The sequence below is a fragment of the Proteus sp. G4415 genome, assembly GCF_963896075.1.
Classification (GTDB): Bacteria; Pseudomonadota; Gammaproteobacteria; order Enterobacterales; family Enterobacteriaceae; genus Proteus; species Proteus mirabilis.
The window spans coordinates 1-26,755 of the sequence record NZ_CAWQOK010000108.1; the positions used below are offsets into that span (position 1 = coordinate 1).

Below are 26,755 nucleotides of genomic sequence, written 5' to 3' on the forward strand. Positions count from 1 at the left end.
AACTAACTGAATGAATTAACAGGGAAAGCCGATACTCCGCGGTTAAATAAAATTAACATATAGTTATTATCTTTATTTAGAGATAAATAAACTTTTATTTGTAATATTATTGGAGTAAATATGTGTGAAGAAGACATAAATAAACCACTCTATTTGTTAATTGCAGACTGGGTTCAAGAGCAACAACGCTGGGTGAGTGCGAAAGAGATCGCTAAAAATTTTGATATCCCCCAATGTAATGCGATTAATATCGTTTCTTATATTCTTTCTGATGTAAAAGAGATTGAGTGTGAAACCAAAAGCGTTCCTAATCAATTGGAAGGAAGAGGGTGCCAATGCCAACGGATGATCAAAGTCAGTCATATTGATCCTGCTCTTTACTCTCGTTTAAAAGGTCATACGCAAAGTAAAAGTCGTTTAAGCGCCCCAGAGAAATTAGCAGCTATGATCCCCCATGGGCTGGATCACCAACAAAAATGGCAATGGATGTTGTCAAAATCACAACGGCGTTAATTGATAGCCGAGTGTTAAAATAAAGCAATACGACAGGCGTTTGTTGTGCCTGTCGCTGTTGGCTTATTGGCCTTTGGGTTTTACTTCTGTCGTGCCTCTTAAACGAGGACGATTAGCTTCAGGGGCTGTTAATGGTGTCGTTTCTACTAAGCTTTGACGACAACGAACAGTGAGATCTTGATATTCACGAGTATTCATACGTTTCCACTGCATATCTTGGTCGCTAATATCACGTACATGTTTTGCTGGGCTTCCCATTAACATTTGTCTCGCCTGACCTTGAAAGCCCGCTTTCACAAAGCTCATGGCAGCAACAATACTTTCCTCACCAATGATCGCACCATCCATAATCACGCTATTCATGCCGACTAGGCTATCACGACCGATAATACAACTGTGAAGAATAGCACCATGACCAATATGACCATTTTCTTGCACAATGGTATCCATATCCGTATAACCATGCATAACACAGCCATCTTGAAGATTTGCACCTGCTTCAACAATTAAACGGCCATAATCACCCCGTAATGAAGCCAAAGGGCCAATATAAACACCAGCACCAATAATGACATCGCCAATTAGTACTGCTGATGGGTGAATGTAAGCTGTTGGATGAACAACAGGAATAACACCTTCAAATGCATAGATACTCATCAGTTTTCCTCTTAGTTGTATTATCAATTCAAGTGATAATTACCGTCCTTTCCATTCAGGTGAGCGTTTTTCGGCAAAGGCTAGCGGGCCTTCGAGTGCATCTTCTGAATGTAAAACACTTGGGTAATATTTTAGAACACCACTGCGCATTAATTTGTAGCCTTCTTCAATCGAAAGCTCGCTAGTGGCACGGTAGATCTCTTTTAATGCAGCGACTGCAAGTGGCGCACTGTTGGCGATTTGATCGGCTAATTCACGGGCGCTATCCATCAGTTCAGTCGTACTGACAACGCGGTTAGCAATGCCCCAGCGTAGCGCCTCTTGTGCATTCATACGACGGCCAGTCATGAGCATTTCATTGACAATTGCAGGAGGTAAGCGTTTAGGTAAACGTAAAACACCGCCACTGTCAGGGACAATACCTAATTGTGCTTCTGGCAAGGCAAAAGAAGCATTGTCTGAACAAATTATCATGTCGGCTGCCAGTGCTAATTCAAAGCCACCCCCAAAAGCATAGCCGTTAATGGCAGCAATGACAGGTTTATTAAGATCAAATAATTCCGTTAAGCCCGCAAAGCCACCAGCACCAAAGTCTGCATCAGGGGCTTCTCCTTCAGCTGCGGCTTTCAAATCCCAGCCGGCACAAAAGAATCGTTCGCCAGCACCTGTAATAATGGCAACGCGTAAACTAGGATCATCACGAAAACGCATAAATACCTCACCCATTTCATGACTGGTTTTGGCATCAATTGCATTGGCTTTCGGTCTATCTAATATAATTTCAAGCACTGAACCACGTGTTGTTAGATGTAATGATTGGCTCATGTCATATTCCTTTTTCAATAAAAATAAGCAGTTATAATTAACTGTCACGAAAACCCACTTATGGCTTATTGCAAATGCTTTTTGATCACTTTGCCTGAGCAATTACGTGGTAACCCCTGTTTAAACTCAACGGCGGAAGGCACTTTAAATTTCGCCATATTCTGTTCACAAAAGGCGAAAAAGGCTTCTTCACTTAACGTTTCACCGTCAACCAGTACCACAAAGGCTTTAATGGCTTCATCGCGAATATCATCAGGTACACCAATTACTGCTACATCTTGGATTTTAGGATGTGATGCGATGATATTTTCAATTTCAATACAAGAGACGTTTTCACCACCGCGTTTGATCATGTTGCAACTGCGATCAACAAAATAGAAAAAGCCTTCGTCATCTCGATAACCATAGTCACCCGTGTGTAACCAACCATCAGGCTCTAGCGCTTTTTCTGTTGCATCGGGGCGATTGTAATACTCTTTAAATAAGGTTTTTCCCGGTTCACCTTTGACGCAGATCTCACCGACTACACCGTTAGGAACTTGCTGATTTTGTTTGTCGCGAATTTGCGCTTGATAACAAAATCCCGGTCTACCAATAGATGGCCAGCGGCGTTTATCGCCAGGTCTGTCACCGATTAAGCCAACAATGGTTTCTGTCATGCCGTAAGAGGTGAGTAATCGCACATTAAAGCGTTCGATAAAGGCATCTTTCTCTTCATCTGCAAGATTGAGGTAAAACATCACTTCGCGCAGTTTATGTTGCTTTTCATCTGGTGAGATTGGTTGTGCCATTAAGGTGCGCATCATCATAGGTATGCATTCTGTTACCGTTGCTTGGTATTTGAGAATTTGCTTCCAGAAGGCTCTCGCACTGTATTTTTCCAGTAGTACAAATGTGGCACCGACAGAAAAAGCAGGAAGTGATGCGGTACACTGGCAATCGATATGAAAAGCAGGCATGACTGTAAGATAGATATCATCTTCCCGTAAGGCGTTCTGCCATGAGGAGTAGTAGCCAGCAAAACGTAAATTATAATGCGTAATAACTACTCCTTTGGGTTGTGAAGTAGTACCTGAGGTAAAAAGGATTTCAGCCGTGTCATCCACACTTAATGGGGTGTGATGATTAAGCGTAACGGGATGCTTGGCTTTTTCACTTAAAAAATCAACAACCCCTTTTTCAGTAGGGAGACCGTTTTCTGTTATTAAAAACAGTTGCGTTAAAGGAGAGTGCTTATCGTGCAACATCGGTTGGTAAATTGGAGAGAAATTATCACTTGTTACCACAAAGTGTGCTTGGCAATGGTTAATGATCCAAGCACTCTCTTCATACATAAAGCGGGCATTAATGGGCACCATAACAGCGCCAATTTTTGCCAGTCCAAACCAGCAAAAGAAAAATTCTGGGCAGTTATCAAGATGTAAGGCAACATGGTCGCCTTTTTTTATACCACAGGCATGAAAAAGATTTGCGGCTCTGTTGATCTCTTCATTTAATTCACTGTAGCTAAATTGTCTGACTTTCCCTTGTGCAGATTCAAAAATTAGCGCTGTTTTTTTATCATAAACTTCAGCTAAATCATCCCACATTTGCCGTAAGTGTTGTCTGCCAATCACATCCATTAAACTGTTATCCCATGCTTTTGCCGTAAGCTCAGGTATTGTGGGATAGTGCCACTTGTACCTGAGTCTAACGGTATTTACTCTACGATTTTAGCTAGCCCTTTATCGACTAGCTCCCTAATTTGTTCGTCGCTATAACCGATATTTTTCAAAATCGCATTGGTATCCATGCCGTGAGCAGGCATACCACGCCAGATTTTTCCTGGATTATTTTTGAATTTCGGCATGATATTTGGTCCCTTACAGGTTTCACCACTCATCGTTTTCCATTGAGTAATTGACTCTCGAGCCACGTATTGTGGATTGCCTTCTAATTCAGGAATGGTTAACACTTTTGCACTGGCAATATTGAGTTCAGATAGGCGTTTTAGTACGGCGGTAATAGGCTGGTTGGCTAGCCATTCATCTAATTTATCTTCAAAGAGTTGACCATGAGGGCAATTAATACGGTGGATCAGTTGTGTCCCTTTGGGGACTTCAGGAGTACCTAATAGATGAGCAAGACCAATATCTTTAAAAATTTCTTCAATTTGAGTGATGCCGACCACTTCCATCACGATATAACCATCTTGGCAACGGTATAAGCCACAGCCGGCATAGTATGGATCTTTGCCTTTGGTCATTCGTGGACAGATTTCTCCGCCATTAAAATAGTCCATCATAAAGTATTGCCCCATTCGCAACATCACTTCATACATTGCAATATCAATACTTTCCCCTTTGCCCGTTTGTTGCACTTTGTACAGTGCCGCTAATGCTGAGGTGGTTGCCGTCATACCAGAGAAATAGTCAGCGGTATAAGGAAAAGCGGGCATAGGTTGGTCTTTATCGCCGTTTTGAATGAGATAGCCACTAAATGCTTGAGCAATAGTGTTGTAGGCTGGAAGGTTGGTATATTGCGGATCGCCATATTGACCAAAGCCGGATAAGTGCGCGATAACCAATTTAGGGTTATGCTCCCATAAAACCTCATCGGTAATACCGCGACGGGCAAAGGCAGGACCTTTGCTGGCTTCGATAAAAATATCCGTGGTTTCCATTAATTTTAGGAAAGCATCACGGCCTTCGTCTTTGAAAATATTTAACGATAACGCATGTAGATTGCGACGGGAAAGCTGTGGATAATGAGGTTGAACACGAATGGTATCCGCCCATGCAACGTTTTCAATCCAAATGACCTCTGCCCCCCACTCTGCAAACATCTGTCCTGCAAATGGCCCGGCAATCTCAATACCTGAAAACACCACACGAACTCCAGCTAGTGGCCCAAATTGTGGCATGGATAAATGTTCTGTCATAATGTCACCTCGTCAGTGGACTGTTTGAACACTCCCTCACTCGATGTTAAGAGAGTGCTCTGCGATTAATTAACGATACTGTTTGAGTACAGCGCGTCCTAATGTCAGGATCTGCATTTCATCAGAGCCACCAGATACACGGTCAACGCGTAGATCACGCCAAAAACGTGCAATACGGTGTTCACCTGCGATCCCCACACCACCCAGCACTTGCATCGCACTATCAACCACTTCAAAGGCTGCATTCGCACAGAAGTATTTACACATTGCAGCATCACCGGAGGTAATTAAGCCATTGTCACTTTTCCATGCAGTTTCATATAACATGTTGCGCATTGAATTGAGTTTGATCGCCATATGGGCGAATTTTTCTTGAATAAGTTGGAAGCGACCGATAGTCTCACCAAATTGAACCCGTTGGTTGGCGTAGCGCGCCGCATCTTCAAACGCACACATGGCGGTACCATAGTTAGTCAGTGCCACTAAGAAACGCTCATGATCAAACTCTTCTTTCACACGGTTAAAGCCGTTACCTTCGCGACCAAACATATCTTTTTCTTCAAGTTCAACGTTGTCGAAGGTGATTTCACAGCAGCTATCCATACGTAAACCCAGTTTTTCTAACTTAGTGACTTTAATGCCGGGTTTACTCATATCGACAAACCATTCGGTAAAGATGGGTTTATCAGGGGAAGCCGCATCACGACTCATCACGACGATATAAGGGGTATAAGCACTACTGGTGATAAAGCATTTGCTACCGTTGAGGTAAACTTTGCCATTTTTACGGGTATAAGTGGTTTGTAAGCTGCCCACATCAGAACCGGCCCCCGGTTCAGTGATCGCTGAGTTCCACATCTGTTTGCCTGTACCACGAAACGCCATGATTTTGTCGATTTGTTCTTGAGTCCCTTCACGCAATACGGTGTTAAATCCCCCCGGTAATTGATAGAGCACATAGGTTGGCGCACCTAAACGACCTAATTCCATCCAAATTGCGGCAACAGTAACAAATCCGGCATTTAAGCCACCGTGCTCTTCAGGGATAAGCAGATTGTCAATTTCCATATCCGCTAAGGCCTTAACAAAACGCTCTGGGTATTTACTTTCGCGATCACACTGTGCGAAATAAGCTTCCCAGTTTTCACTGGCCATTAATTCGCGGACACCGTCAACAAACAGTTCCTGCTCATCATTCAATCTAAAATCCATGTTAATAACCTCTTAATGTGTCATTTTTTGCGTATAGGGAGATCAATCTTTCCAGTGCACTTTGGCATCTTTTATAAAGGACAAGGTGACCATGATATTGACGAAAAATAGTGGGCATCCTCCGGCAATAATGGCGGTTTGGATCGGTTTTAAGCCGCCTAATGCTAGTAAAATAATGCCGATAATACCGACTAATACAGACCAGCCGATGCGTACCAATAATGGTGGTTCAGCCCCTTCTTTCATGGAGCGACAAGTTGACATTGCTAGTGTGTAAGAGCAGGCATTGATTAAAGTGACGGTGGCGATAAAGCAGAGAATAAAGAAGCCCCACATGGTTGCTGTACTGAGGGGTAAGGCGGCCCATGTTTCGATAATGGCGCGTGGTACACCATATTGATCAATCAGTTGCGGAATATTAAGGATATTTTGGTCAATCAGTTGTAAAGTGTTACCCCCCAGAATAGTCCAAATCAGCCAAGTTCCTGCGGTTAAACCTGATACCATTCCTAAACATAATTCACGAACAGTACGACCTTTAGAAATACGCGCTAAGAAGATACTCATTTGAATGGCGTAAATAACCCACCAAGCCCAATAGAAGACAGTCCAAGCCTGAGGAAAACCCCCTTTACCAATAGGATCGGTGTAAAACAACATACGTGGCATATACATCAGCAATGTACCCACAGAATCTGTGAAGTAATTGACAATAAAGCTGGCACCACCCACGATAAATACCCAACCTAACATTAAGAAGCTCAGGTAAGTACGCACATCACTGGCGATTTTTACCCCTTTTTGTAGACCAAATGCCACGCAAATAGCGTTGAGTAAGATCCAGCAAGAGATAATAATGGCATCTAATTGTAGAGTGTGAGGAATACCAAATAAGTATTGAATACATTCAGTTACCAAAGGCGTTGCAAGCCCAAGGCTGGTGCCCATTGCTAGGATCAAGGCGACCAAATAGAAATTGTCGACGACAGTACCAAATAAACCATTAACGTGTTTTTCACCCACTAATGGCGTTAAAGTGCTACTTGGGCGGATCACTTCCATTTTGCGTACAAAAAAGAAGTAAGCGAAGGCGACAGACAGGAAACTATAGGTTGCCCAAGGTAGCGGGCCCCAGTGGAATAAGCTGTAAGCTAACCCTATCTCTTTGGCTGGCGCGGAGTAACCTTCCATACCGAAAGGAGGACTTGAAATGTAGTAGTATATTTCAATTGAGCCCCAAAACAGTACAGCCGCTGATGTACAAGAAGCAAACATCATAAAGATCCAGCTTGCCGTACTAAATTCTGGTTTCTCATCGCCCAGGCGTTTTTTGGCATAACGTCCAAAAACCAACCAGAACCAGCCCCCGAACATGATCACCATATACCATTCGAAGGCCCAACCCCAGACATTGGTAACATAGCTGAAAACGGCATTGATCACTTCATTTGAAGCATCAAGATCGCGTACCGTTAACCAGCATAAAATACCAACAATGATTAATGGCGGAAAAAAAACCTTCGGTTCTATTCCTGCCTTTTTATTATCTTTGCTCATAGGTAAATTTTCCAAATATATTTAGCGCAGAAGTTTAATAAGTGTAAATTCCTAATTTCGAATAAACTCTTTTAGTTAGATCCTATATATTCCATTAATTGGTTTTTATCATAATCAAAAAACAAGTCGATTGGCTAATTTATAAAATCATTAATGAAGAAGAATAATGGATATTATTAATGTTTCATTCTGTTATTCACTTCACACTATTCTTTTTGTCGATTTTATGTTACGTTTTATAACCTTTTGTTTTCATTTTAATTGGTTGATAAATAAGGATGTATTTAGGTTTGTAATAAATGTGTTATATCCGCTCTTTCAATATTGTTGATCTTTGTGGCAATATTGAATATTAAATAACTCATTTCTTATTATGTTCAATATTGTTGATCCAGATAACAATATTGAAAGTTAATCACTTTAATTAAATTTAATTTCAATATTGGTGATGTATTTAGCAATATTGAACGCTATCCATCTCTTATTTAATAATCTTCAATATTGGTGATCTAGATTTAATTTATTAATCATTTAATTGTGCTAATTGTATATTACATTGCCAGAGTAAATGACATATTTATTAATTTCAGGAGATGTAATGAAGATTATTACATGTTACAAGAGTGTTCCCGATGAACAGGATATTGTGGTCAATAATGCCGATGGTTCACTCGATTTTTCGCGCGCCAATAACAAAATTAGCCAATATGATTTAAATGCGATTGAAGCGGCAAATCAGTTAAAAACACAACTTGATGGTATTCAAATTACGGCAATGAGCGTAGGTGGTAACGCGCTGACTAACGCTAAAGCACGTAAAGATGTGTTATCTCGTGGTGCTGATGATCTCGTGGTGGTGGTCGATGAGCAATTGGAAGCTTCTCTTCCTTATCAAACGGCGACAGTGCTTGCAGCAGCTGCAACTAAGCAGGGGTACGATCTTATCTTATGTGGTGATGGCTCGGCAGATCTAAGTTCCCAACAAGTGAGTTTGCTGGTGGGGGAGATCTTGAATATTCCTGCCATTAATGGGGTTAATAAAATTGTTTCTATTACAACTGATTCCATCACCGTTGAACGCGAATTAGAAAACGAAATTGAAACGCTTACTATCACCTTACCTGCGGTGATTGCCGTTTCTACCGATATCAACTCTCCGCAAATTCCATCCATGAAAGCCATTTTAGGTGCCGCTAAAAAGCCGGTTCAACAATGGAGTGTGGCCGATCTTGGTTTAGAGCCCATAACGCCACGTTCAGAGCAAACCGTGTTAGCACCGAAACAAAAAGTACGTCAGCACATCATTATTGAAGGTGATGGCGACGATCAAATTGCTGAATTTGCAGAATATTTACGAAAAATTATTAAGTAATAGGGGGAGTTATGAGCCAGTTTTCAACTGTTTGGGTGTTGAGTGATGTACTTTCCCCTTTACCAGAATTAATGGGAGGTGCTTCTTCATTAGGTCAATCAATCAATGTCTTTACCTTTAATGATGAGCAAAGCATCGCTGCCTTTAAATTAGGGGCGACAGCGGTTTTCCAATTAGAAGGTAAACCTGATGATCGCATTATGGAAGATTATGCACAAAGTATCGTTGGAACCATTAAATCACATAGCGATGCCGGCTTGGTCTTACTGCCGAATACGCGTCGTGGCAAATTATTTGCCGCTCGTTTAGGTCACCGTTTAGCCGCGGTAGTATCAAATGATGCACAATCATTAAGTACCCAAAATGATGCATTAGTGGCAAAACATATGGTTTACGGTGGACTTGCCTTTGGTGATGAAACATTAACAACACCTTATTGTGTTGTTACCGCAAGCACTGGTGCTTTTGACGTTGCATCAGAAACACAGGCTACGGGTACGGCACAAAAAGTAGCATGGATTGCCCCTTCACAAAGCATTATTTGCCAGTCAATTCAGCCAAGAAAAATCAATGCCGTCGATCTGGATAAAGCCCGTTTTGTGGTCAGTGTTGGTCGAGGTATTGGCAGTAAAGAAAATATTGCTATTGCAGAAGAGTTAGCAAAAAAGATTGGGGCTGAAATCGCCTGCTCTCGCCCTGTGGCTGAAAATGAAAAATGGATGGAGCACGAGCGTTATGTTGGCATTTCTAACCTGATGCTTAAGCCAGATCTATATTTGGCGGTAGGTATTTCAGGACAAATTCAACATATGGTTGGTGCAAATGGATCACAAACCATTATGGCGATCAACAAAGATAAAAATGCACCTATCTTCCAATTTGCTGACTACGGCATTGTCGGTGATGTAATGAAGATTTTGCCTGCACTTACCCGTCAACTATCTAACTGATTTAGTCAGCAGAGAAGATAACTTCTCTGCTTTATTTGCAAGTTCTGGAGATGTTATGTCCGATTCCGAAGATATTTTCGATGCCATTATTGTTGGCGCAGGATTAGCGGGCTCTGTGGCTGCACTTGTTTTAGCCAGAGAAGGTGCGCAGGTATTGCTAATAGAAAGAGGGAACTACGCCGGCGGAAAAAATGTAACGGGTGGTCGTCTATATGCCCATACCCTTGAGCGCATCATTCCTGAATTTGCGCAACAGGCTCCGGTTGAGCGGGTGATCACCCATGAAAAACTGTCATTTATGACACAAACAGGGGCTATGACTATCGACTATCAAAACGCTGAAACGCATAACCCTAATCATGCCTCTTGGTCTGTATTACGTGGTGAATTTGATCAATGGCTAATGGCGCAAGCCGAAGATGCAGGCGCCCAATGTATCACGGGCATTCGTGTTGATAAGTTAGTTGAGCGTGACGGTAAAATTGTCGGTGTAGAAGCAGATGGTGATGTATTAGAAGCCAAAGCGGTGATTTTGGCTGATGGTGTGAACTCACTTTTGGCTGAACAGTTAGGCATGACAAAACGAGTTGCAGCTGAAAATGTTGCCGTGGGCGTAAAAGAGATCATCGAACTGCCTGAAAGTGTCATTAAAGATCGTTTTAACCTAAAAGATAACGAAGGTGTAGCTTGGTTATTTGCCGGCTTTCCTACCGATGGGTTAATGGGGGGCGGTTTTTTATATACCAATAAAACGACGCTTTCTTTGGGGCTTGTCTGTGGGCTTCACCATATTAAAGATGCCAAAAAATCGGTTCCACAAATGCTAGAAGATTTTAAACAACATCCCGTTGTAGCACCGCTAATTGCTGATGGAAAAATGGTGGAATATAGCGCCCATGTGGTACCTGAGGCAGGTTTGCGAATGCAACACGAACTTGTTCGCGATGGTGTTTTGATAGCAGGAGATGCGGCAGGCATGTGTATGAATCTAGGCTTTACCATTAGAGGGATGGATTTAGCCATGGCATCAGGGGAAGCTGCTGCAAAAACGGTGCTTTCAGCAATGGCAAAAAATGATTTTAGTAAACAAACCCTTAATGAGTATCTCAACCATTTAGCACAGGGGCCTTTGCGCGATATGAAAGCATATCAACGTATGCCTGATTTACTAGATAATCCGCGTATGTTTACTGCTTATCCTGACATGGTGGTTGGTATTGCAAAAGATCTCTTTACTGTCACCGATGATGCCCCTGTACCGATGCGTAAAACCATCATGCGTCATAGCAAAAAAGTGGGGTGGATGAATTTAATAAAAGATGGGATCAAAGGAGTAAAAGCAATATGAGTTCTCCTGTAAATGTCGATGTCAAATTGGGCATCAATAAATTTAATGTCGATGAAGAAAATCCACATATCATCATTAAACAGCAACCTGATATGCAAGTATTAGACACACTGGTAAAAGCTTGTCCTGCGGGTCTTTATAAAAAACAACAAGATGGTAGCGTCAGCTTTGATTATGCAGGGTGCTTAGAGTGTGGAACCTGTCGAATTCTCGGTTTAGACAGTGCGCTTGAAAAATGGGAATACCCACGCGGAACGTTTGGCGTGGAATATCGTTACGGATGATGTATCGCTACTTTTCTCCCAGCGCTGTCTCCGGCCTGGGAGCTTTTCTTTCTTTGGTTAAAAAAATAGACTAGGACGCAGTCATGCAGCCCAGAAACTTTGATGATATTCGTTTTACCTCAGTACATCGTCGAGTGATGTTATGGGGAAGTGGCGGCCCTTTTCTTGATGGTTATGTATTAGTCATTATTGGTGTGGCGCTCGAACAATTAACACCTATATTACAGCTTGATACGCGATGGATTGGTTTGCTTGGTGCGGCAACATTAGCAGGGCTTTTTATTGGTACCTCACTTTTTGGCTATATTTGTGACAAAGTAGGGCGCCGTAAAATGTTCCTCGTTGATATTGTGGCTATTGCGGTGATTTCTATTGCGACCATGTTTGTTTCAACACCAATAGGGTTGTTAGTGATGCGCTTCCTTATTGGGATTGTGATTGGCGCTGACTATCCTATTGCAACTTCGATGATCACCGAATTTTCCAATAAAAAGCAACGTGCCTTTGCCGTCGGATTTATTGCTGCTATGTGGTATATCGGTGCGACATGTGCCAATTTAGTGGGTTATCTTTTATATGATGTCCAAGATGGCTGGCGTTGGATGTTAGGCAGTGCTTTTATTCCTTGCGTTATTATTCTAATTGGTCGCTTTGATCTCCCTGAATCACCGCTTTGGTTAATACGCCAAGGGCGTATTAAAGAGTGTAATAAAATGATGATCAAACTCTTTGGCGAGCCAGTGGTCTTTGAAGCAGAAGATGCTAAAACGACCCGTTTTATCGAATTATTTAATAAACGCCACTTCTCATTTGTGCTCTTTGTTGCCGTAATTTGGACCTGCCAAGTGATCCCGATGTTTGCCATTTATACCTTTGGCCCTCAAATCGTCGGTTTATTAGGATGGGATACAGGAAGAAGTGCGGCATTAGGCAATGTCGTGATCAGTCTATTTTTTATGTTGGGTTGTATTCCTGCGATGTTTTGGTTAAACCAAACGGGGCGGCGCCCACTGTTAATTGGTAGTTTTGCGATGATGACTTTAGCATTATTCACGCTGGGGATATTCCCGAATTTACCGATTTTATTCGTTATCTTAGCGTTTGCTACCTACGCTTTTTTCTCGGGAGGACCTGGCATTTTACAGTGGCTTTATCCGAATGAATTATTTCCAACCGATATCCGAGCATCGGCGGTGGGGGTTATTATGTCGATAAGCCGTATTGGGACGGTTATTTCCACCTGTGCGCTTCCCGCTTTTATTGCCACTTATGGGATCAATACCACAATGCTGGTGGGGGCGGCTATTTCTCTGTTTGGGATGATGGTATCAGTACTGTTTGCACCAGAAACGAAGGGATTAACGTTAAAGCAGACATCAACAATGCCTATGCGACGTGGTAAAAAATCCCTTTAATTGATCATTAATAAAATAAGTTAAGTGCTTTAAATAATTTTTTATTTAGATGTTATAAAAATTAATTGTTATTGTTTTTATATTATTTTGATTTTAATGATTACGTTAATGTTTATTGATAAGATTTTTTTATATTCTTAAATGATTTGTGTGTTTTTATATTGAAAAAGAGAGTGGTGTTGTTTTCTTATTTAAATAAAATACCGCTCTCTTTTTTTATTAATAATAACACCTTTATAACGCCTTGATTTCAATTTTATCTTATTGTTATTAATTATACTTCAATTACAAATTATATTTAACTCACCAAATATAGACCTCAATCACAAATCTCTCTCAGATTATTCAAATGACGAAAAACAGTTCGTTATTTACCAAGAATGAATTATTTCCCCTACCCAGAATAAGGTCATTACAGATGTAAACATCAGAAAAGAAGCGGTTAAGTAGGTATTTATGACCTTATTAGAAACGACAGTTAAAGAATGTCTAAACAATGTAGTGAAGCAATATGCGTCACAAACGGCCTTAATTGAAAACCAAAGTAAAAAAACACTGTCTTGGCAACAATTACAACAAGAAGTCGAGAGTGTTGCGCGTGGCTTTTTATCCATGGGGTTAACAAAAGGCGATCGTTTAGGTATCTGGTCTGCTAATAGTAAAGAATGGATAATTTGTTTTCTTGCAGCTGCTCAAATTGGTATTCCGGTTGTTTGTATTAACTTTCATTTAAAAAAAAGAGAGTTATTAGATTTATGCCGATTAACTGGAATTAAAGCACTCTGTTTTTCTGATGGTTTTAAAAGTAATCATTTTATTGAGGTTATTAATTATCTTTCTAAAAAAGCATCAAAAAATAAAGACGTATTACCTCAATTATTTATTAGCATGGGAAATCAACAGGCAGAAAAAAGCGTCTCTTTATCTCAATTAAAAGAAATTAGCCAAAAAATATCAGACAAAGCATATCAACATGCTATTGAACAAGTTAGCGTAAAAGATTTACTAACTATTCAAATGACCTCTGGCAGTACAGCAATGCCGAAAGGTGTCATGTTAAGCCAATATAATGTTATTAATAATGCCATGCTGTCAGCACAGCGCTTAGGTGTTACGCATGATGATGTGATTTGTCTTGCGGTTCCGCTATTCCACTGCTTTGGACTCTCTTCTTGTCTCTTTTTTGCGTTAACAACAGGGTGCCAACTTGTTCTTCTTGATAATTACAACGCTGAAGATGTATTAAAAGCCATTCAACATCATCGTTGCACCATTATGCATGGTGTACCGACCATTTTTAGTCGTTTAATGAAGCATGAACAATTTTCTCACTATGATTTATCGAGTCTTGATAAAGGCATTATCGCAGGAGCAAGTTTCCCTCCTGCGTTAATTGATGACATTGAAACTATCCTCGGCATGAAAGGGATCACTATCTCTTATGGTCAAACAGAAGCCTCACCGTGTTGCACGCAAACTCTCCCTAATGATGCTTTAGAGATAAAACGTCATTCTATTGGTAAGCCTTTACCTTTTGTTGAAATGAAAATTATTAATCTGAAAACAGGTAAACCTGTGCCAGTAGGCATTTTAGGTGAAATTTGCACCCGTGGCTTTCATGTGATGATGGGTTATGACAATGCGCCAGACAAAACCAAAGAAGCGTTAGACGAAGAGGGTTGGTTGCACACGGGGGATATTGGCTATATCGATGAACAAGGAAATTATCACTATGCCTATCGTATAAAAGAGATTGTGGTACGCGGTGGTGAAAATATCAGCCTGTGTGAAATAGAAGAAGCCATTGCGGAATATGTGGGTGTTGATGCAACAAAAGCATTTGGGATCCCCTCTGCCGATTTAGGTGAAGAAGTGATTGTCGCTATTTGTGTGCAAAAAGGCTACAGCATTGGTGAAAGTGAATTACGTGAATTTCTACAAGAGCGACTAGCTCGCTACAAAATCCCCAAAGAACTCCATTTCTTTACAGAATTTCCTCATACCCCTTGCGGAAAAATTGATGTGCAGGCGCTGAAATTGCAATTGGGTTATGGCGTTTCAATCAAGGATGAAAAAAACATGGTAGCGGGTTAAGTGGCAACGGATTTATCCACATTCTGACAACAGCAGTATGAAGTCTAAAAATAATTAGGAGAAGAAATGACAAGTCATAAAGCACTGGAAGGTGTCACCGTAGTTGAATTGGCGACCTTTATCGCAGTACCTGCAGCGGGGCGTATTTTAGCTGATATGGGTGCGAACGTAATTAAAATCGAATCTCCAAGTGGCGATAACTTACGCTATACAGCACCAACAGAAGGCCGTCCATTAGATCAACATGAAAACACCAGTTTTGATTTAGAAAATGCGAATAAACGTGGGATTGTGTTAAATACGAAAACAGAAGCAGGGAAAAAAATCCTGTTTGAACTATTAGAAAAGGCGGACATTTTCTTAACTAACTGGCGTCCCGGCGCAAGAGAGCGTGCAGGTTTAGATTATGAAACATTAAAACAACGTTTTCCAAAATTAGTGTACGCCAGTGTGACGGGGTATGGCGATGAAGGTCCAGATAAAGACTTACCGGGCTTTGATTATACTGCATTCTTTGCCCGTGGTGGTATCTTAGGTTCTCTGTACCAAAAAGGCACAGTACCGATGAATGTGATCCCCGGTCTTGGCGATCACCAGTGTGCATTAGGCTTGGTTTCAGGTGTGTTAGCCGCTTATATTCGTGCTAAAAACATCGGTCAAGGTGAGTACGTTTCAACAAACTTACTGCATACCTCTATTTACACTCAAGCGATTATGATCCAAGCGGCGCAATATCCAGATTATGGCCAAGCTTATCCTATCGATCGCCGTACAACTACCAGCCCATTTATTTTGGCTTATAAAACGAAAGACGATCGTTTTATTCAAGTCTGTATGCCTGTTTACGATGCTTATTATCCAACCTTTATTTCGTGTATTGGTCGTCCAGATTTAGCAGAGGATGCTCGTTATACACGTCTACAAGAAGTGGCAAAAAATAATCGATCTCCTGAACTGTATGATCTGATTTGGCAACAAGTAGAGCAAAAAACAGCGTCAGAGTGGGCTGATATTTTCACCAAAAACGATATCCCATTCAGCATTGCTCAAACTTGGGAAGAAGTGTTGGAAGATAAACAAGCTTGGGCAATTAACACCTTCTACCACATGAAATACAAAAATGGCAGTGAAAAAGCCTTGGTTCGTCCACCGATTGATTTCTTGGAAAGTGGTTTACCTGAATACCGTCGTGGTCCTTTGTTAGGCGAAGACACACCGTCTGTATTAGCTGAATTAGGGTATAGCGCTGAAGAGATAGCAAACCTTGAAGCCAATAAAGACGTGATGACGTGGAAAGAATAATCCACTGATTTTTTTAATTTTCAGGAGAGCAAAGGCATGCAACAAGACATTTTCACAATGGGCGTTGATATCGGATCGTCTGCATCAAAATGCATCATCATGAAAAATGGTGACACTATTGTCGCGAAGTCGTTGGCATCAGTAGGAGCTGGAACCTCTGGGCCTGAAAAAGCAATCAATGAAGTATTACATCAATTTGGTGGCGATCTCAGTCAGATCAGCTGGATCTGTGCAACCGGATATGGCCGTAATTCTCTGAAAGAAGCCAACAAAGAGGTGAGTGAACTTAGCTGCCATGCGAAAGGTGCGCACTTTCTTTTTCCGGGTGTGAAAACGGTGATTGATATCGGTGGCCAAGACGTTAAAGCACTTCATATGGATGGTACAGGCCGTTTATTAAACTTTGTGATGAATGACAAGTGCGCTGCGGGTACAGGACGTTTTTTAGATGTGATGTCGCGAGTATTAGAAACCAAGATTTCCGATCTCGCTCAAGAGGGCGCTAAGTCCACTAAAAAAGTCACTATTAGCTCAACCTGTACTGTGTTCTCTGAATCTGAAGTTATCTCCCATCTCGCGAATAACGAAACAATACCCGACGTCATTAATGGTATTCATCGCTCAGTGGCTAGTCGTATTGCCGGTCTTGCCAAACGAGTCGGTGTGGAAGCTCCTGTTGTCATGACAGGCGGTGTAGCCAGTAATTTTGAAGTTGTTCGTTATGTTAGCGAAGAGCTGAACGTCCCTATCGCCACTTCACCATTATCACAATACAACGGGGCAATAGGTGCAGCCATTTATGCCTTTGAAGCGTATCGCCATCAACTGGAAGACGATGCGTTAACAATAGGAACATTAAAATGAGCAATATAGATATGAATGCGCCGGATTACATTCCTGCGAAAAAACGACTGCAAAAAATCGCTGCTGATGCTTATCAACGTGCGTGGGATGCAAAAAACAGCGGTGAAAAAATAGGGTGGTGTGCCTCTAACTTCCCTCAAGAAATTGCTGAAACATTAGGTTTATGTGTGGTTTACCCTGAAAACCAAGCCGCTGCAATTGCAGCGAAAGGTGCGGGTTTAAAAATGTGTGAGCATGCAGAAAGCATGGGATATTCCAACGATATCTGTGCTTATGCTCGTATCAGCCTCTCTTACATGGATATTAAACAGTGTGAAGAGATGGATATGCCACAGCCAGACTTCTTACTGTGTTGTAACAATATCTGTAACTGTATGATCAAGTGGTATGAAAATATCGCTTATGAGCTGAATATTCCGATGATCCTTATCGATATTCCTTATAAAAATGACTATGACACCGATGATGTCACGGTGAAATACGTTCAAGCTCAATTTGATGATGCCATCAAACAGCTCGAAAAAGTTACAGGCAAAGTGTTCTCCGAAGAGAAATTTAAAGAAGTCTGTGAAATTTCGCAACGTACAGGGCGTGCATGGTTAAAAGCGGCTGAATATTGCCAATATGAGCCGTCTCCAATGAATGGTTTTGATCTCTTTAATCACATGGCTGTTGCTGTTTGTGCTCGCGGTAAATTAGAAGCTGCTCTGGCTTTTGAGCAACTGTGTGAAGAGATGGAACAAAATATCAAAGAGAAAAAATCGACTTACCGCGGTGAAGAAAAATACCGTGTTCTCTTTGAAGGTATTGCGTGCTGGCCTTACTTACGAGCCACATCGACCCCGTTAAAAGAGCAGGGTATCAACGTGACTGCAACTGTTTACGCCACTGCATTTGGTGTGATTTATCAAAACAGTAACGAGATGATGCGTGCTTACTCTTATGTCCCTAACTGTGTCTCTGTTGAGCGTGCTGCTGATATGCGTATTAACGTGAGCCGTCAGAATAAAGTTGATGGTGCGATTATTCATGTTAATCGTAGTTGCAAGCTCTGGAGTGGCATTATGCCTGAAATTGAGCGCCGTATTCGTCATGAACTTAAGATCCCAACTGTGACTTTTGATGGCGACCAAGCTGATCCTCGAGTTTTCTCTGAAGCGCAGTATGTCACCCGTGTTGAAGCATTGACTGAAATTATGGCTGCTAACAAAGCAGAAATGAAAAAGGGAGACTTCTGATGAAGACATTAACGCAATTGTTTGATGAGTTACAAGCCGTGGTGGATAACCCAGTTGCTCAATTAGATGGTTTTATTCGTAGCGGTAAAAAGGTTGTTGGCTGTTTCCCTGAATATACGCCAAATGAAATCGTCTATGCTGCGGGTATGGTGCCTTTTGGTATTTGGGGCGCAGAAGGACGTGAGATCTCAGAAGCAAAGAAATATTTTCCTCCCTTCTATTGTGCGTTAGTGCTTTCTTCTCTTGAGATGGGATTAGATGGGGCATTAAATAAGTTGTCTGCGGCATTAATTCCTTCTCTTTGTGACACCTTAAAATGCTTAGGGCAAAACTGGAAAGCGGGTGTACCACAAGTGCCTTTTATTCAATTGGTACATCCACAGAACCGTAAAACGCCAGCAGGTATTGCATTTTTAACTGAACAATATAAGAAAATAGCGTTGCAATTAGGGGAAATTTCAGGCCAAACGGTGACTGACGATGCACTGAAAAATGCCATCCGTCTTTTTAATCAGCGTCGTGCTACATTACGTGAATTCTCTCAAATAGCAGCACTCCATCCAAATTTAGTCACACCACAACGTCGTAATACCGTGATCAAAAGTGGCTATCTTATGGATGTCGTTGAACATACAAAAGCTGTTGAAGCTATTGTCACACAATGCAAAACCTTGTCTCCAGAACCTTGGAAAGGGCACAAGATTGTTGTCACAGGCATTATTGCCGATAGCCCTTCTATTCTACAAATTTTGGCTGATAACAAAATGGCGATTGTAGCGGATGAAGTCGCGCATGAATCTCGTCAGTTTCGCCAAGACATTCCTGAAAATAACTCACCTTATGAAGCGATGGCAGAGCAAATGGCCCAGCTAGAAGGGTGCTCATTGCTGTATGACCCAGAGAAAAAACGTGGTCGTTTAATTGCCGATATGGTGAAAAACACAGGCGCTGATGGTGTCGTCTATTTGCTGACGAAGTTTTGCGATCCTGAAGAATTTGATGCCCCTATTGTGAAGAAATTCCTCGATAGAGAAGGTATTCCTTCCATCATTATCGAAATTGATCAGCAAACTAAAACATATGAGCAGGCAAGAACGGCGCTGCAAACTTTTGCAGATGTGCTTTCTGCTTAACAACGTTAATTAATAGTCACAAAAGGCCTGTGTGCTTTACGCAGGTCAATTGAACCCTAACACCTATAAGTGGGGCAATCATGGGTATTATTTGTTTAATCATCGGGCTTGCGATATTAATGATTATGTGTATGAAAGGCATACATATTTTTATTTCTGTCTTTACCACCAGCCTGTTTCTTGCTGTGACCGCATGGCTTGTATCACCAGATATGCTTAATCCTGTCGATGCACTATTGCAAGTGTATACCGGCGGATTAGGTGGTTATTTCGGTAGCTTCTTCTTCATTTTCGTACTTGGTGCGATTTTTGGCAAATTAACCGCTATCAGTGGCGCTGCTGATAGTGTTGCCTCTTTTATTATTGGTAAATTTGGTGAAAGAGCCGTTATTCCTTCATTAGTTGCGGCTTGTGCCATTTTAGCCTACGGCGGTGTTTCAGTGTTTGTTGCACTGTTTACCGTTTATTCAATGATGGTGAGTTTATTCCGCAAAGCGAATCTTCCTCGCAGACTTATTCCGGCTGTCTATTTTGCAGGTGCGGGTACCTTTGTGATGATAATGCCAGGATCGCCTCAGATCCAAAATCTTATCCCAATGAAATTCTTAGGTACCTCAGCAACAGCGGGTTTAGTACCGGGTATGTTGACCGCGTTGTTTCAAGTCACTTTAGTGATTATTTATCTCACTTGGTTATTTAAGCGTGTAAAAGCAAAAGGTGAAGGCTGGGTTGAAGACGAAAAAACAGCGAAAGCAGAGGAAGGTAAAAAAGATCGTCAATTACCTAATGTGCTCGTTGCATTACTGCCGATGCTTATTCTGCTTGTCGTGCTGAATATCCTGAAATGGGATCCGGCTATTGCGCTGTTCTGCGCCATTATTGCCGCCTTGCTTGTGTACTTGCGTTATCTCGATTGGAAAAAACTCGTCCCTAATTTAGCCGCAGGGACAATGGAAGGGGTGACCTCCCTCTTTAATACCGCGGTGATTGTCGGATTTGGTGCGTTAGTCATGACATTACCTGCGTTCAAAGAATCATTCCAAGCGATTGCGCAATCGGGACTTAATCCCCTTGTCGTCACGGCGATTTCCGTCGGTGCTCTGGTGTTTATCAGTGGTTCAGGCTCTGGGGCGTTAAGTATCGCCATGCCAATGATTGCTGCGATGTTCCCTGCCACCGTGGTTGATCAAGGTTCATTACACCGTGTCGCCACAATGGCATCTATGAGTACAACACCGCCATTTAACGGATTGATTATTACTGTCTTTAGCGTCTGTGGTGTCAGCCATAAAGAGGGATACGGTCCTGTGGGGACATTAACCCTCGCTATCCCACTGTTAGCCATGATGTTTATGTTGCTGCTGTACACCTTTTTACCTGCATCTATCGCGACGATGTAGAAATAACGTTAACCCATTAATGCGTGCGATAAGACGACAAACGTGAAATCGCACACCGTAGAGATAACCCTAAATATTCTCAGAGGAAAATAAACATGGATTTTCAGCTAACAGAAGAGCAAGTCCTGATCCGCGATACGGTCAGAGAGTTCGTTGAAAACGACATCAAACCAATTGCAGGTGCAATTGATAAAGAGCACCGCTTTCCAAGTGAAAGTATTGCACCTATGGCTGAATTAGGACTCTTTGGTTTCAATATTGATGAAACTTATGGCGGTACAGAAGCAGATGCAATTAGTTATGTATTAGCCACCGAAGAGATGGCAAAAGTGAGTGCCTCTCACGCAATGATCATGGGATCACAATGTTCTTTAACCGGACCCATTATTCAAAAATATGCTGATGAAGAGACTAAAGCACGTATTTTGCCGGGGGTGGTTTCGGGTGAAAAATTAGGGTGTTTCTGTTTGTCAGAACCTAGTGCGGGTTGTGATGCAGCGGCTCAAGAGACAACAGCCGTTCGCCAAGGTGATAACTATGTGATCAATGGTTCTAAACTGTGGATCACGGCGGCACCTCAGGGTGCTTTCTTTATCGTGTTTGCCATGACAAATAAAAGCAAAGGCGTAAAAGGGATCACGGCATTCTTAGTTGAGCGTGATAACCCAGGTATTAGCATTGGTTTACCTGAAGACAAAATGGGGATGAATGGCTCTGAAACTTGCTCTGTGAGTTTCAGTGATTGTGTTGTTCCTGCTAGTGCAATGCTAGGTAAAGAAGGTAAAGGCTTTAATATCGCAATGGAAACCTTAGATGGCGGGCGTTTAAGTTGTTCTGCACTTGCATTAGGGATCGCACAAAGTGCCTTAGATGCCACGATTGCTTACACCAAAGAGCGTATTCAATTTGGTAAACCCATTGCAGCTAATCAAGGTATTCAATGGGTATTAGTGGATATGGCAACGCGTGTTGATTGCGCCCGTATGCTGGTTTATCGCGCTGCTGCCGCCAAAATGGCGGGTCTTCCTTACACGCGTGAATCTGCTCAAGCCAAACTTTATGCCGCAGAAGCTGCCACTTATGTGACTCAAAAAGCCGTCCAATTACATGGCGGTATGGGTTACACCAAATCCTATCCTGTTGAACGTTTAATGCGTGAAGCAAAACTCACTGAGATTTTTGAAGGCACAAATGAAGTACAACGTATGGTCATCGCTAAGCATATTTTAGCGTAATGAGATTAATTTGTTGCATTGTGCAAAACGGAGAATGTGAATTATGAAACTTATTGCCTGCTGTAAGGTTGTTCATGACGAACAAGACATCACAACACGGCCTGATCGTACACTCGCAACCGATAATGCGGGTTTAAAAATTAGTTTGTATGACTTGAATGCAATTGAAACCGCCGTAGAAATTGCCTCTACCCTTGGCGATAGCACAGTCACTGCATTAAGTGTAGGAACACATGCCATGGTTGAAAACGCGAAAATTAAAAAAGATATTTTATCGCGTGGTCCTGATGCATTAACTCTGGTGGCGGATGATGCATGTCATGCGCTTTATTCAATGGATACTGCCAATATTATTGCGCAAGCAGCACAGAAAGTGGGTTTTGATTTATTGGTTTTCGGTGAAGGTTCTGGCGATTTATACGCTCAACAAACGGGTTTAGCGGTAGGTGAATATTTAGGTCTACCTTGTGTAAACGCCGTAAACAAAATCACTGTTGAAGGTGACAAAATTATTGTTGAGCGTGATTTAGAAAATATCACAGAAGAACTTGAACTGACATTACCTGCCATTGTGTGTGTCACTTCAAGCATTAACACCCCAAAACTCCCTTCAATGAAAGCGATTTTAGCGGCGAATAAAAAGCCGGTCGAAAAACTGGGATTAGGCGATATCGGTGTTGATATTTCTGCTCTGACGGTTGTGCAAACACAAGTGAGTGCCCCTGAGCAGTCTGATCGCCTTGGGATTATTTTAGACGGTGATTCAGATGAAAATATTGCCACTTTTGCTGAACATTTACGCCAAGCGGTTAATCAATAAGGAGATTAAAAATGGCTAGTTTACTACCTACTACCTTTGTTTATGCCGAAAAAGCGGATGATTTAGCAAAGCTGATTGCGTTTGCTCGTGACCTTGGTGAAAAGGTTAATGTGCTGTTTATTGGTGATGATGAAAGCACGCGCGAATGTGTCAACTTAGGAGCTGACTGTGTTTATTGTTTTGCCCCGCAAGACGGTGTGATTGCTGAAGATTATGCAGCTTCTTTTGCCGAAATTATTAAAGAAGCGGGGGCAAATGCATTGGTTTTACTTGCTGCATCAAAACGCGCAAAAGCGATTGCGGCTCGTCTTGGTGTGATTTTAAAAGCTGGTGTTGTCAGCGATGCTTTAAGTCTTGCTATTGAAAATAATACTGTGATTGCCACACATCAAGTCTACGGTGGTTTAGCGCATGCGAAAGCAGAAATTCGTTCACCTTATGCTATTGCTACTGTGGGCAGTGCATTAGATGTGGAAGCCATTAAAGATGCACCCAATGCACAAGTGGTGCAAAGTATCTTTATCGCTCCCGCACATACATTAAAAGTATTAGCACGTAAGCCAAAACAAGGTAGTACTGTTGATTTAGGTAAAGCGCATTGTGTTGTGGGTGTCGGACGCGGTTTTGGTAAGGCTGATGATATTGCATTAGCGTCAGCATTAGCGAAAGCCCTCCAAGGCGAAGTGGGTTGTTCTCGTCCAATTGCTGAAGGTGAAGGCTGGATGGAACACGATCGCTACATTGGTGTTTCAGGGGTGACCTTAGGTGCAGATGTTTATGTCGCTGTCGGTATTTCAGGGCAAATCCAGCATATGGTGGGTGTGGATAGAGCAAAAATCATTGTTGGGATCAACAAAGATAAAAATGCCCCTATTTTCAATATGGTAGATTACGGTATTGTTGGCGACCTCTACAAAGTGTTACCTGCATTAACCGCGAAGCTCGGCGACTAATCACCGTAGGTCGCTTAGTGATAATGTACTAAGCGACCACACATAATAAAAGGATAGGAAAGTATGTCAGACGATATTTTTGACGCCATTATTGTGGGTGGTGGACTTGCTGGTGGTACTGCTGCCTATGTATTAGCACAAGCAGGGTGTGATGTTTTAGTTGTAGAGCGAGGTAATTTCGCTGGTAGTAAAAATATGACGGGGGGACGTTTATACGCGCACAGTCTTGAAAAAATCATTCCCAATTTTGCTCAAGAAGCGCCAGTTGAGCGCCTTGTAATGCGTGAAAAAATTTCCATGCTAACGGAAACAGATGGGGTCACTTTAGATTATCAGCATACTCAACAAGAAGAGGAAGCCGCTCGCTCTTATACCGTATTACGTTCTTCTTTTGATCAATGGCTAATGGAGAAAGCAGAAGACGCAGGCGCACAAGTGATCACCGGTGTTCGCGTTGATGAAGTGTTAGTGAAAGACGGAAAAGTTTGTGGTGTTAAAGCGGGTGATGATGAAATTGAAGCTCATGTGGTGATCTTAGCAGATGGTGTGAATTCACTGTTAGCAAAGCAATTAGGTATGACACAAAAGGTGGATCCTCACACCGTAGCTGTGGGCGTTAAAGAGCTACTCGAGTTTACACCACAACAAATGGAAGACCGATTTGGTTGTACTAATGATGAAGGTTTAGCTTGGCTTTTTGCTGGCGCACCTTCAGGTGGGTATTTAGGTGGTGGATTTTTATATACCAATAAAAATACAGTTTCTTTAGGTCTTGTATTGGGACTACATAATGTCGACAAATTCGAAAAAACGGTTCCTCAATTATTAGAAGATTTTAAACAACATCCGGTTGTTGCTCCACTTATCAAAGACGGAAAATTATTAGAATATTCAGCACATATGGTACCTGAAGGGGGTATGAATATGGTGTCTGAGTTAGTCAAAGATGGTGTACTAGTTGCGGGAGATGCTGCTGGATTTTGCCTTAACGTTGGCTATACCGTAAGAGGAATGGATTTAGCCATTGCTTCAGGTGAAGCGGCTGCAAAAGCGGTATTAATGGCGAAAGAGCAAAACAGCTATAGCCAGAAAGAACTAAGTTGCTATCAATCTTTATTAAATGATAGTTTCGTCATAAAAGATATGAAGTTATACAAAGATTTACCTTCTTTCCTCGATAATACAAGATTCTTTACGGATTATCCGCAAATGGCGGCCAATGTCATGCATGACTTATTCGTGATTAATGGTCCAGAAAAACCAGTGCGTAAGAAAATACTGTCTCAGGTTAAGAAAGTCGGTGTGATGAACTTAATTAAAGATGGATTTAAGGGGGTACGTTCTTTATGAGTCAGGTAAACGTAGACGTTAAATTAGGGGTCAATAAATTTAATGTGGATGAAGAAAATCCACATATCGTCTTAAAGGATGATATTGATCCGGCTCAATTTGAAATCTTAATGAAAGCCTGCCCTGCTGGTTTATATAAGAAAGATGAAAAAGGGCAATATCTTTTTGATTATGCCGGATGTTTAGAGTGTGGTACTTGCCGTATTTTATGTGGCGAAACGATTTTAAAAAAATGGGAATATCCGTGTGGCACATTAGGGATTGAGTTTCGTTACGGCTGATATGATAACTTTTATCCCCCTTCTAGAATAACCTCCAAAAATTTAACTAGAGGGGGAGATAATAAGTTTATTTATCTTAATGAATGTATTTTCCGATACTCTGATGGGGTCATAAAAAATTCAGATTTAAATTTTCGACTTAAATTAGAAATATCGCTAAATCCACATTCATAAGCTAATTGTGTAATATTTTTCTCTGCTAAAAGAGGATTTACTAAAGCCGTTTTATAATTCTCAAGACGTTTTTGGTAGATCCAACGAAGTACAGATGTATTTTGTTCTTTAAATAACATCTGTAAATAGCGCACGGAGATCCCACAAGCATTTGCACATTCATTCACGCTGAGATCTGGATCAGACAGATGTTGCTCAAGATAGTGTTGAGCAAAATAAAACAGTGTTGATCTTCCTAAGCTTTGAGGTGGAGTTGCAATACTGTATTCACTGAAAGCTGACGTAATTAAATTCAATAAAATATCAGCTAGTTGCTGAGCATGTTGAGTGGGCATAGAATCTAAGAAAGGGATATAACGCATCACAAAGCTATAAACGAGGGAGCCTGTAATACTATTACCTCGTATTGCTCTTGCTGTTAGGTTCTGTGTATTACCTAAACGTGGTGCCAATTTTTCTCTTGGGATCAAAAGCTTAAATAACGAATAGTCGTTATCGAACGACCAAGAAACGGGTCTTGCCATATCAAAAATACAGAAATCGCCTTGTCGTAGAAAGGCCGTTCTGCCATCTTGAGTCAGATGACTTGTACCTGAGCGTTGGAGTTCTATTTGAAAATGCTCTTCTAGACTCAATTTGTTTCTTAAAGGACGGCTACTTGCCCAATGACCGTTAGATTCTAGCTGAATAAAGCGAATATCAGCCACCTTCTGCTCGACAATGTTGGCATAAAATCGAGAATGAGGCGGTAATTCGACTTCATTGCATTCATAAGACGATAAAAAGCGGTCTTTTATGGTATCCCTGAATACGGAAAACCGATCTACGTCAGGGAGCTCTCGAGTCGTAAACATGCTT

General features: G+C 41.6%; 24 protein-coding genes. 17 read left to right on the forward strand and 7 right to left on the reverse strand.

Going from position 1 to position 26,755, the window contains the following annotated elements; translation table 11 throughout:
- Positions 1-120: 120 nt before the first annotated feature.
- On the forward strand, positions 121-513 hold the full coding sequence (gene caiF / locus AACU95_RS12590; RefSeq protein ID WP_036907348.1) for a carnitine metabolism transcriptional regulator CaiF: 393 nt from the start codon (positions 121-123) through the stop codon (positions 511-513).
- Between the two features lie 63 nt (positions 514-576).
- Here the strand turns inward: caiF and caiE are convergent, their stop codons facing one another.
- From caiE to caiT, 6 genes are all read right to left on the reverse strand, one after another.
- Positions 577-1,170: a carnitine operon protein CaiE gene (gene caiE, locus AACU95_RS12595; RefSeq protein ID WP_017827367.1), complete on the reverse strand. Its 594-nt coding sequence runs from the start codon at positions 1,168-1,170 to the stop codon at positions 577-579.
- Between the two features lie 39 nt (positions 1,171-1,209).
- Entirely contained in the window at positions 1,210-1,995 is a 786-nt protein-coding gene (caiD, locus tag AACU95_RS12600; protein ID WP_036907353.1) for a crotonobetainyl-CoA hydratase, read from the reverse strand.
- Positions 1,996-2,060: 65 nt separating this feature from the next.
- Positions 2,061-3,617: a crotonobetaine/carnitine-CoA ligase gene (gene caiC / locus AACU95_RS12605; RefSeq protein ID WP_017628516.1), complete on the reverse strand. Its 1,557-nt coding sequence runs from the start codon at positions 3,615-3,617 to the stop codon at positions 2,061-2,063.
- 77 nt (positions 3,618-3,694) lie between these two features.
- Positions 3,695-4,915 carry an L-carnitine CoA-transferase gene (gene caiB / locus AACU95_RS12610; protein WP_062814515.1) on the reverse strand — a complete coding sequence of 407 codons (1,221 nt, stop codon included), beginning with the start codon at positions 4,913-4,915 and terminating at the stop codon, positions 3,695-3,697.
- A gap of 69 nt (positions 4,916-4,984) precedes the next feature.
- Entirely contained in the window at positions 4,985-6,127 is a 1,143-nt protein-coding gene (caiA, locus tag AACU95_RS12615; protein WP_004245793.1) for a crotonobetainyl-CoA dehydrogenase, read from the reverse strand.
- Positions 6,128-6,169: 42 nt separating this feature from the next.
- Complete coding sequence (caiT, locus tag AACU95_RS12620) at positions 6,170-7,684, reverse strand: L-carnitine/gamma-butyrobetaine antiporter (protein WP_004245792.1); 1,515 nt, start codon at positions 7,682-7,684, stop codon at positions 6,170-6,172.
- Between the two features lie 598 nt (positions 7,685-8,282).
- On the opposite strand from caiT, the gene AACU95_RS12625 reads away from it, so the two are divergent.
- The 16 genes from AACU95_RS12625 to AACU95_RS12700 all read left to right on the forward strand — a co-directional run bounded on the left by AACU95_RS12625 (position 8,283) and on the right by AACU95_RS12700 (position 25,723).
- Positions 8,283-9,056 (forward strand): electron transfer flavoprotein FixA, encoded by a 774-nt coding sequence (locus tag AACU95_RS12625; protein ID WP_049207819.1) that lies wholly within the window; start codon positions 8,283-8,285, stop codon positions 9,054-9,056.
- A gap of 11 nt (positions 9,057-9,067) precedes the next feature.
- Positions 9,068-10,006 (forward strand): FAD-binding protein, encoded by a 939-nt coding sequence (locus AACU95_RS12630; RefSeq protein ID WP_141192156.1) that lies wholly within the window; start codon positions 9,068-9,070, stop codon positions 10,004-10,006.
- A 55-nt stretch (positions 10,007-10,061) separates the two neighbouring features.
- Complete coding sequence (locus AACU95_RS12635; protein ID WP_004245789.1) at positions 10,062-11,354, forward strand: FAD-dependent oxidoreductase; 1,293 nt, start codon at positions 10,062-10,064, stop codon at positions 11,352-11,354.
- Positions 11,351-11,638, forward strand: a complete 288-nt coding sequence (gene fixX, locus AACU95_RS12640) for a ferredoxin-like protein FixX (protein ID WP_004245788.1) — start codon at positions 11,351-11,353, stop codon at positions 11,636-11,638. The genes AACU95_RS12635 and fixX overlap by 4 nt, the downstream gene beginning before the upstream one ends.
- Before the next feature lie 83 nt (positions 11,639-11,721).
- Positions 11,722-13,053, forward strand: coding sequence for an MFS transporter (locus tag AACU95_RS12645; RefSeq protein WP_036907361.1), 1,332 nt, complete (start codon positions 11,722-11,724; stop codon positions 13,051-13,053).
- 456 nt (positions 13,054-13,509) lie between these two features.
- Positions 13,510-15,147 carry an AMP-binding protein gene (locus AACU95_RS12650; protein ID WP_036907364.1) on the forward strand — a complete coding sequence of 546 codons (1,638 nt, stop codon included), beginning with the start codon at positions 13,510-13,512 and terminating at the stop codon, positions 15,145-15,147.
- Positions 15,148-15,213: 66 nt separating this feature from the next.
- Complete coding sequence (locus AACU95_RS12655; protein ID WP_004249239.1) at positions 15,214-16,449, forward strand: CaiB/BaiF CoA transferase family protein; 1,236 nt, start codon at positions 15,214-15,216, stop codon at positions 16,447-16,449.
- 36 nt (positions 16,450-16,485) lie between these two features.
- Positions 16,486-17,313: an acyl-CoA dehydratase activase gene (locus AACU95_RS12660; protein ID WP_004249241.1), complete on the forward strand. Its 828-nt coding sequence runs from the start codon at positions 16,486-16,488 to the stop codon at positions 17,311-17,313.
- The gene (locus AACU95_RS12665) at positions 17,310-18,551 is read left to right on the forward strand and encodes a 2-hydroxyacyl-CoA dehydratase subunit D (protein WP_004249243.1); all 1,242 of its coding nucleotides are present in this window, start codon (positions 17,310-17,312) and stop codon (positions 18,549-18,551) included. Before AACU95_RS12660 ends, AACU95_RS12665 begins: the two co-directional genes overlap by 4 nt.
- Positions 18,551-19,684 (forward strand): 2-hydroxyacyl-CoA dehydratase subunit D, encoded by a 1,134-nt coding sequence (locus AACU95_RS12670; protein ID WP_017628518.1) that lies wholly within the window; start codon positions 18,551-18,553, stop codon positions 19,682-19,684. The genes AACU95_RS12665 and AACU95_RS12670 overlap by 1 nt, the downstream gene beginning before the upstream one ends.
- 80 nt (positions 19,685-19,764) lie before the next feature.
- Complete coding sequence (locus tag AACU95_RS12675; protein ID WP_004249245.1) at positions 19,765-21,084, forward strand: GntP family permease; 1,320 nt, start codon at positions 19,765-19,767, stop codon at positions 21,082-21,084.
- Positions 21,085-21,179: 95 nt separating this feature from the next.
- On the forward strand, positions 21,180-22,319 hold the full coding sequence (locus tag AACU95_RS12680) for an acyl-CoA dehydrogenase family protein (protein WP_004249246.1): 1,140 nt from the start codon (positions 21,180-21,182) through the stop codon (positions 22,317-22,319).
- Between the two features lie 43 nt (positions 22,320-22,362).
- Positions 22,363-23,139, forward strand: a complete 777-nt coding sequence (gene fixA, locus AACU95_RS12685) for a putative electron transfer flavoprotein FixA (protein WP_087741044.1) — start codon at positions 22,363-22,365, stop codon at positions 23,137-23,139.
- Positions 23,140-23,150: 11 nt separating this feature from the next.
- The gene (locus AACU95_RS12690; RefSeq protein WP_004249249.1) at positions 23,151-24,092 is read left to right on the forward strand and encodes an FAD-binding protein; all 942 of its coding nucleotides are present in this window, start codon (positions 23,151-23,153) and stop codon (positions 24,090-24,092) included.
- 63 nt (positions 24,093-24,155) lie between these two features.
- A complete protein-coding gene (locus AACU95_RS12695; protein WP_004249250.1) occupies positions 24,156-25,442 on the forward strand; it encodes an FAD-dependent oxidoreductase in 1,287 nt (428 codons plus the stop codon).
- Positions 25,439-25,723 carry a ferredoxin ydiT gene (locus AACU95_RS12700; protein ID WP_004249251.1) on the forward strand — a complete coding sequence of 95 codons (285 nt, stop codon included), beginning with the start codon at positions 25,439-25,441 and terminating at the stop codon, positions 25,721-25,723. Before AACU95_RS12695 ends, AACU95_RS12700 begins: the two co-directional genes overlap by 4 nt.
- Positions 25,724-25,794: 71 nt before the next feature.
- Here AACU95_RS12700 and AACU95_RS12705 read toward each other — a convergent pair.
- A partial coding sequence (locus tag AACU95_RS12705; protein ID WP_202608867.1) for a helix-turn-helix domain-containing protein occupies positions 25,795-26,755 on the reverse strand: 961 nt, incomplete at its 5' end.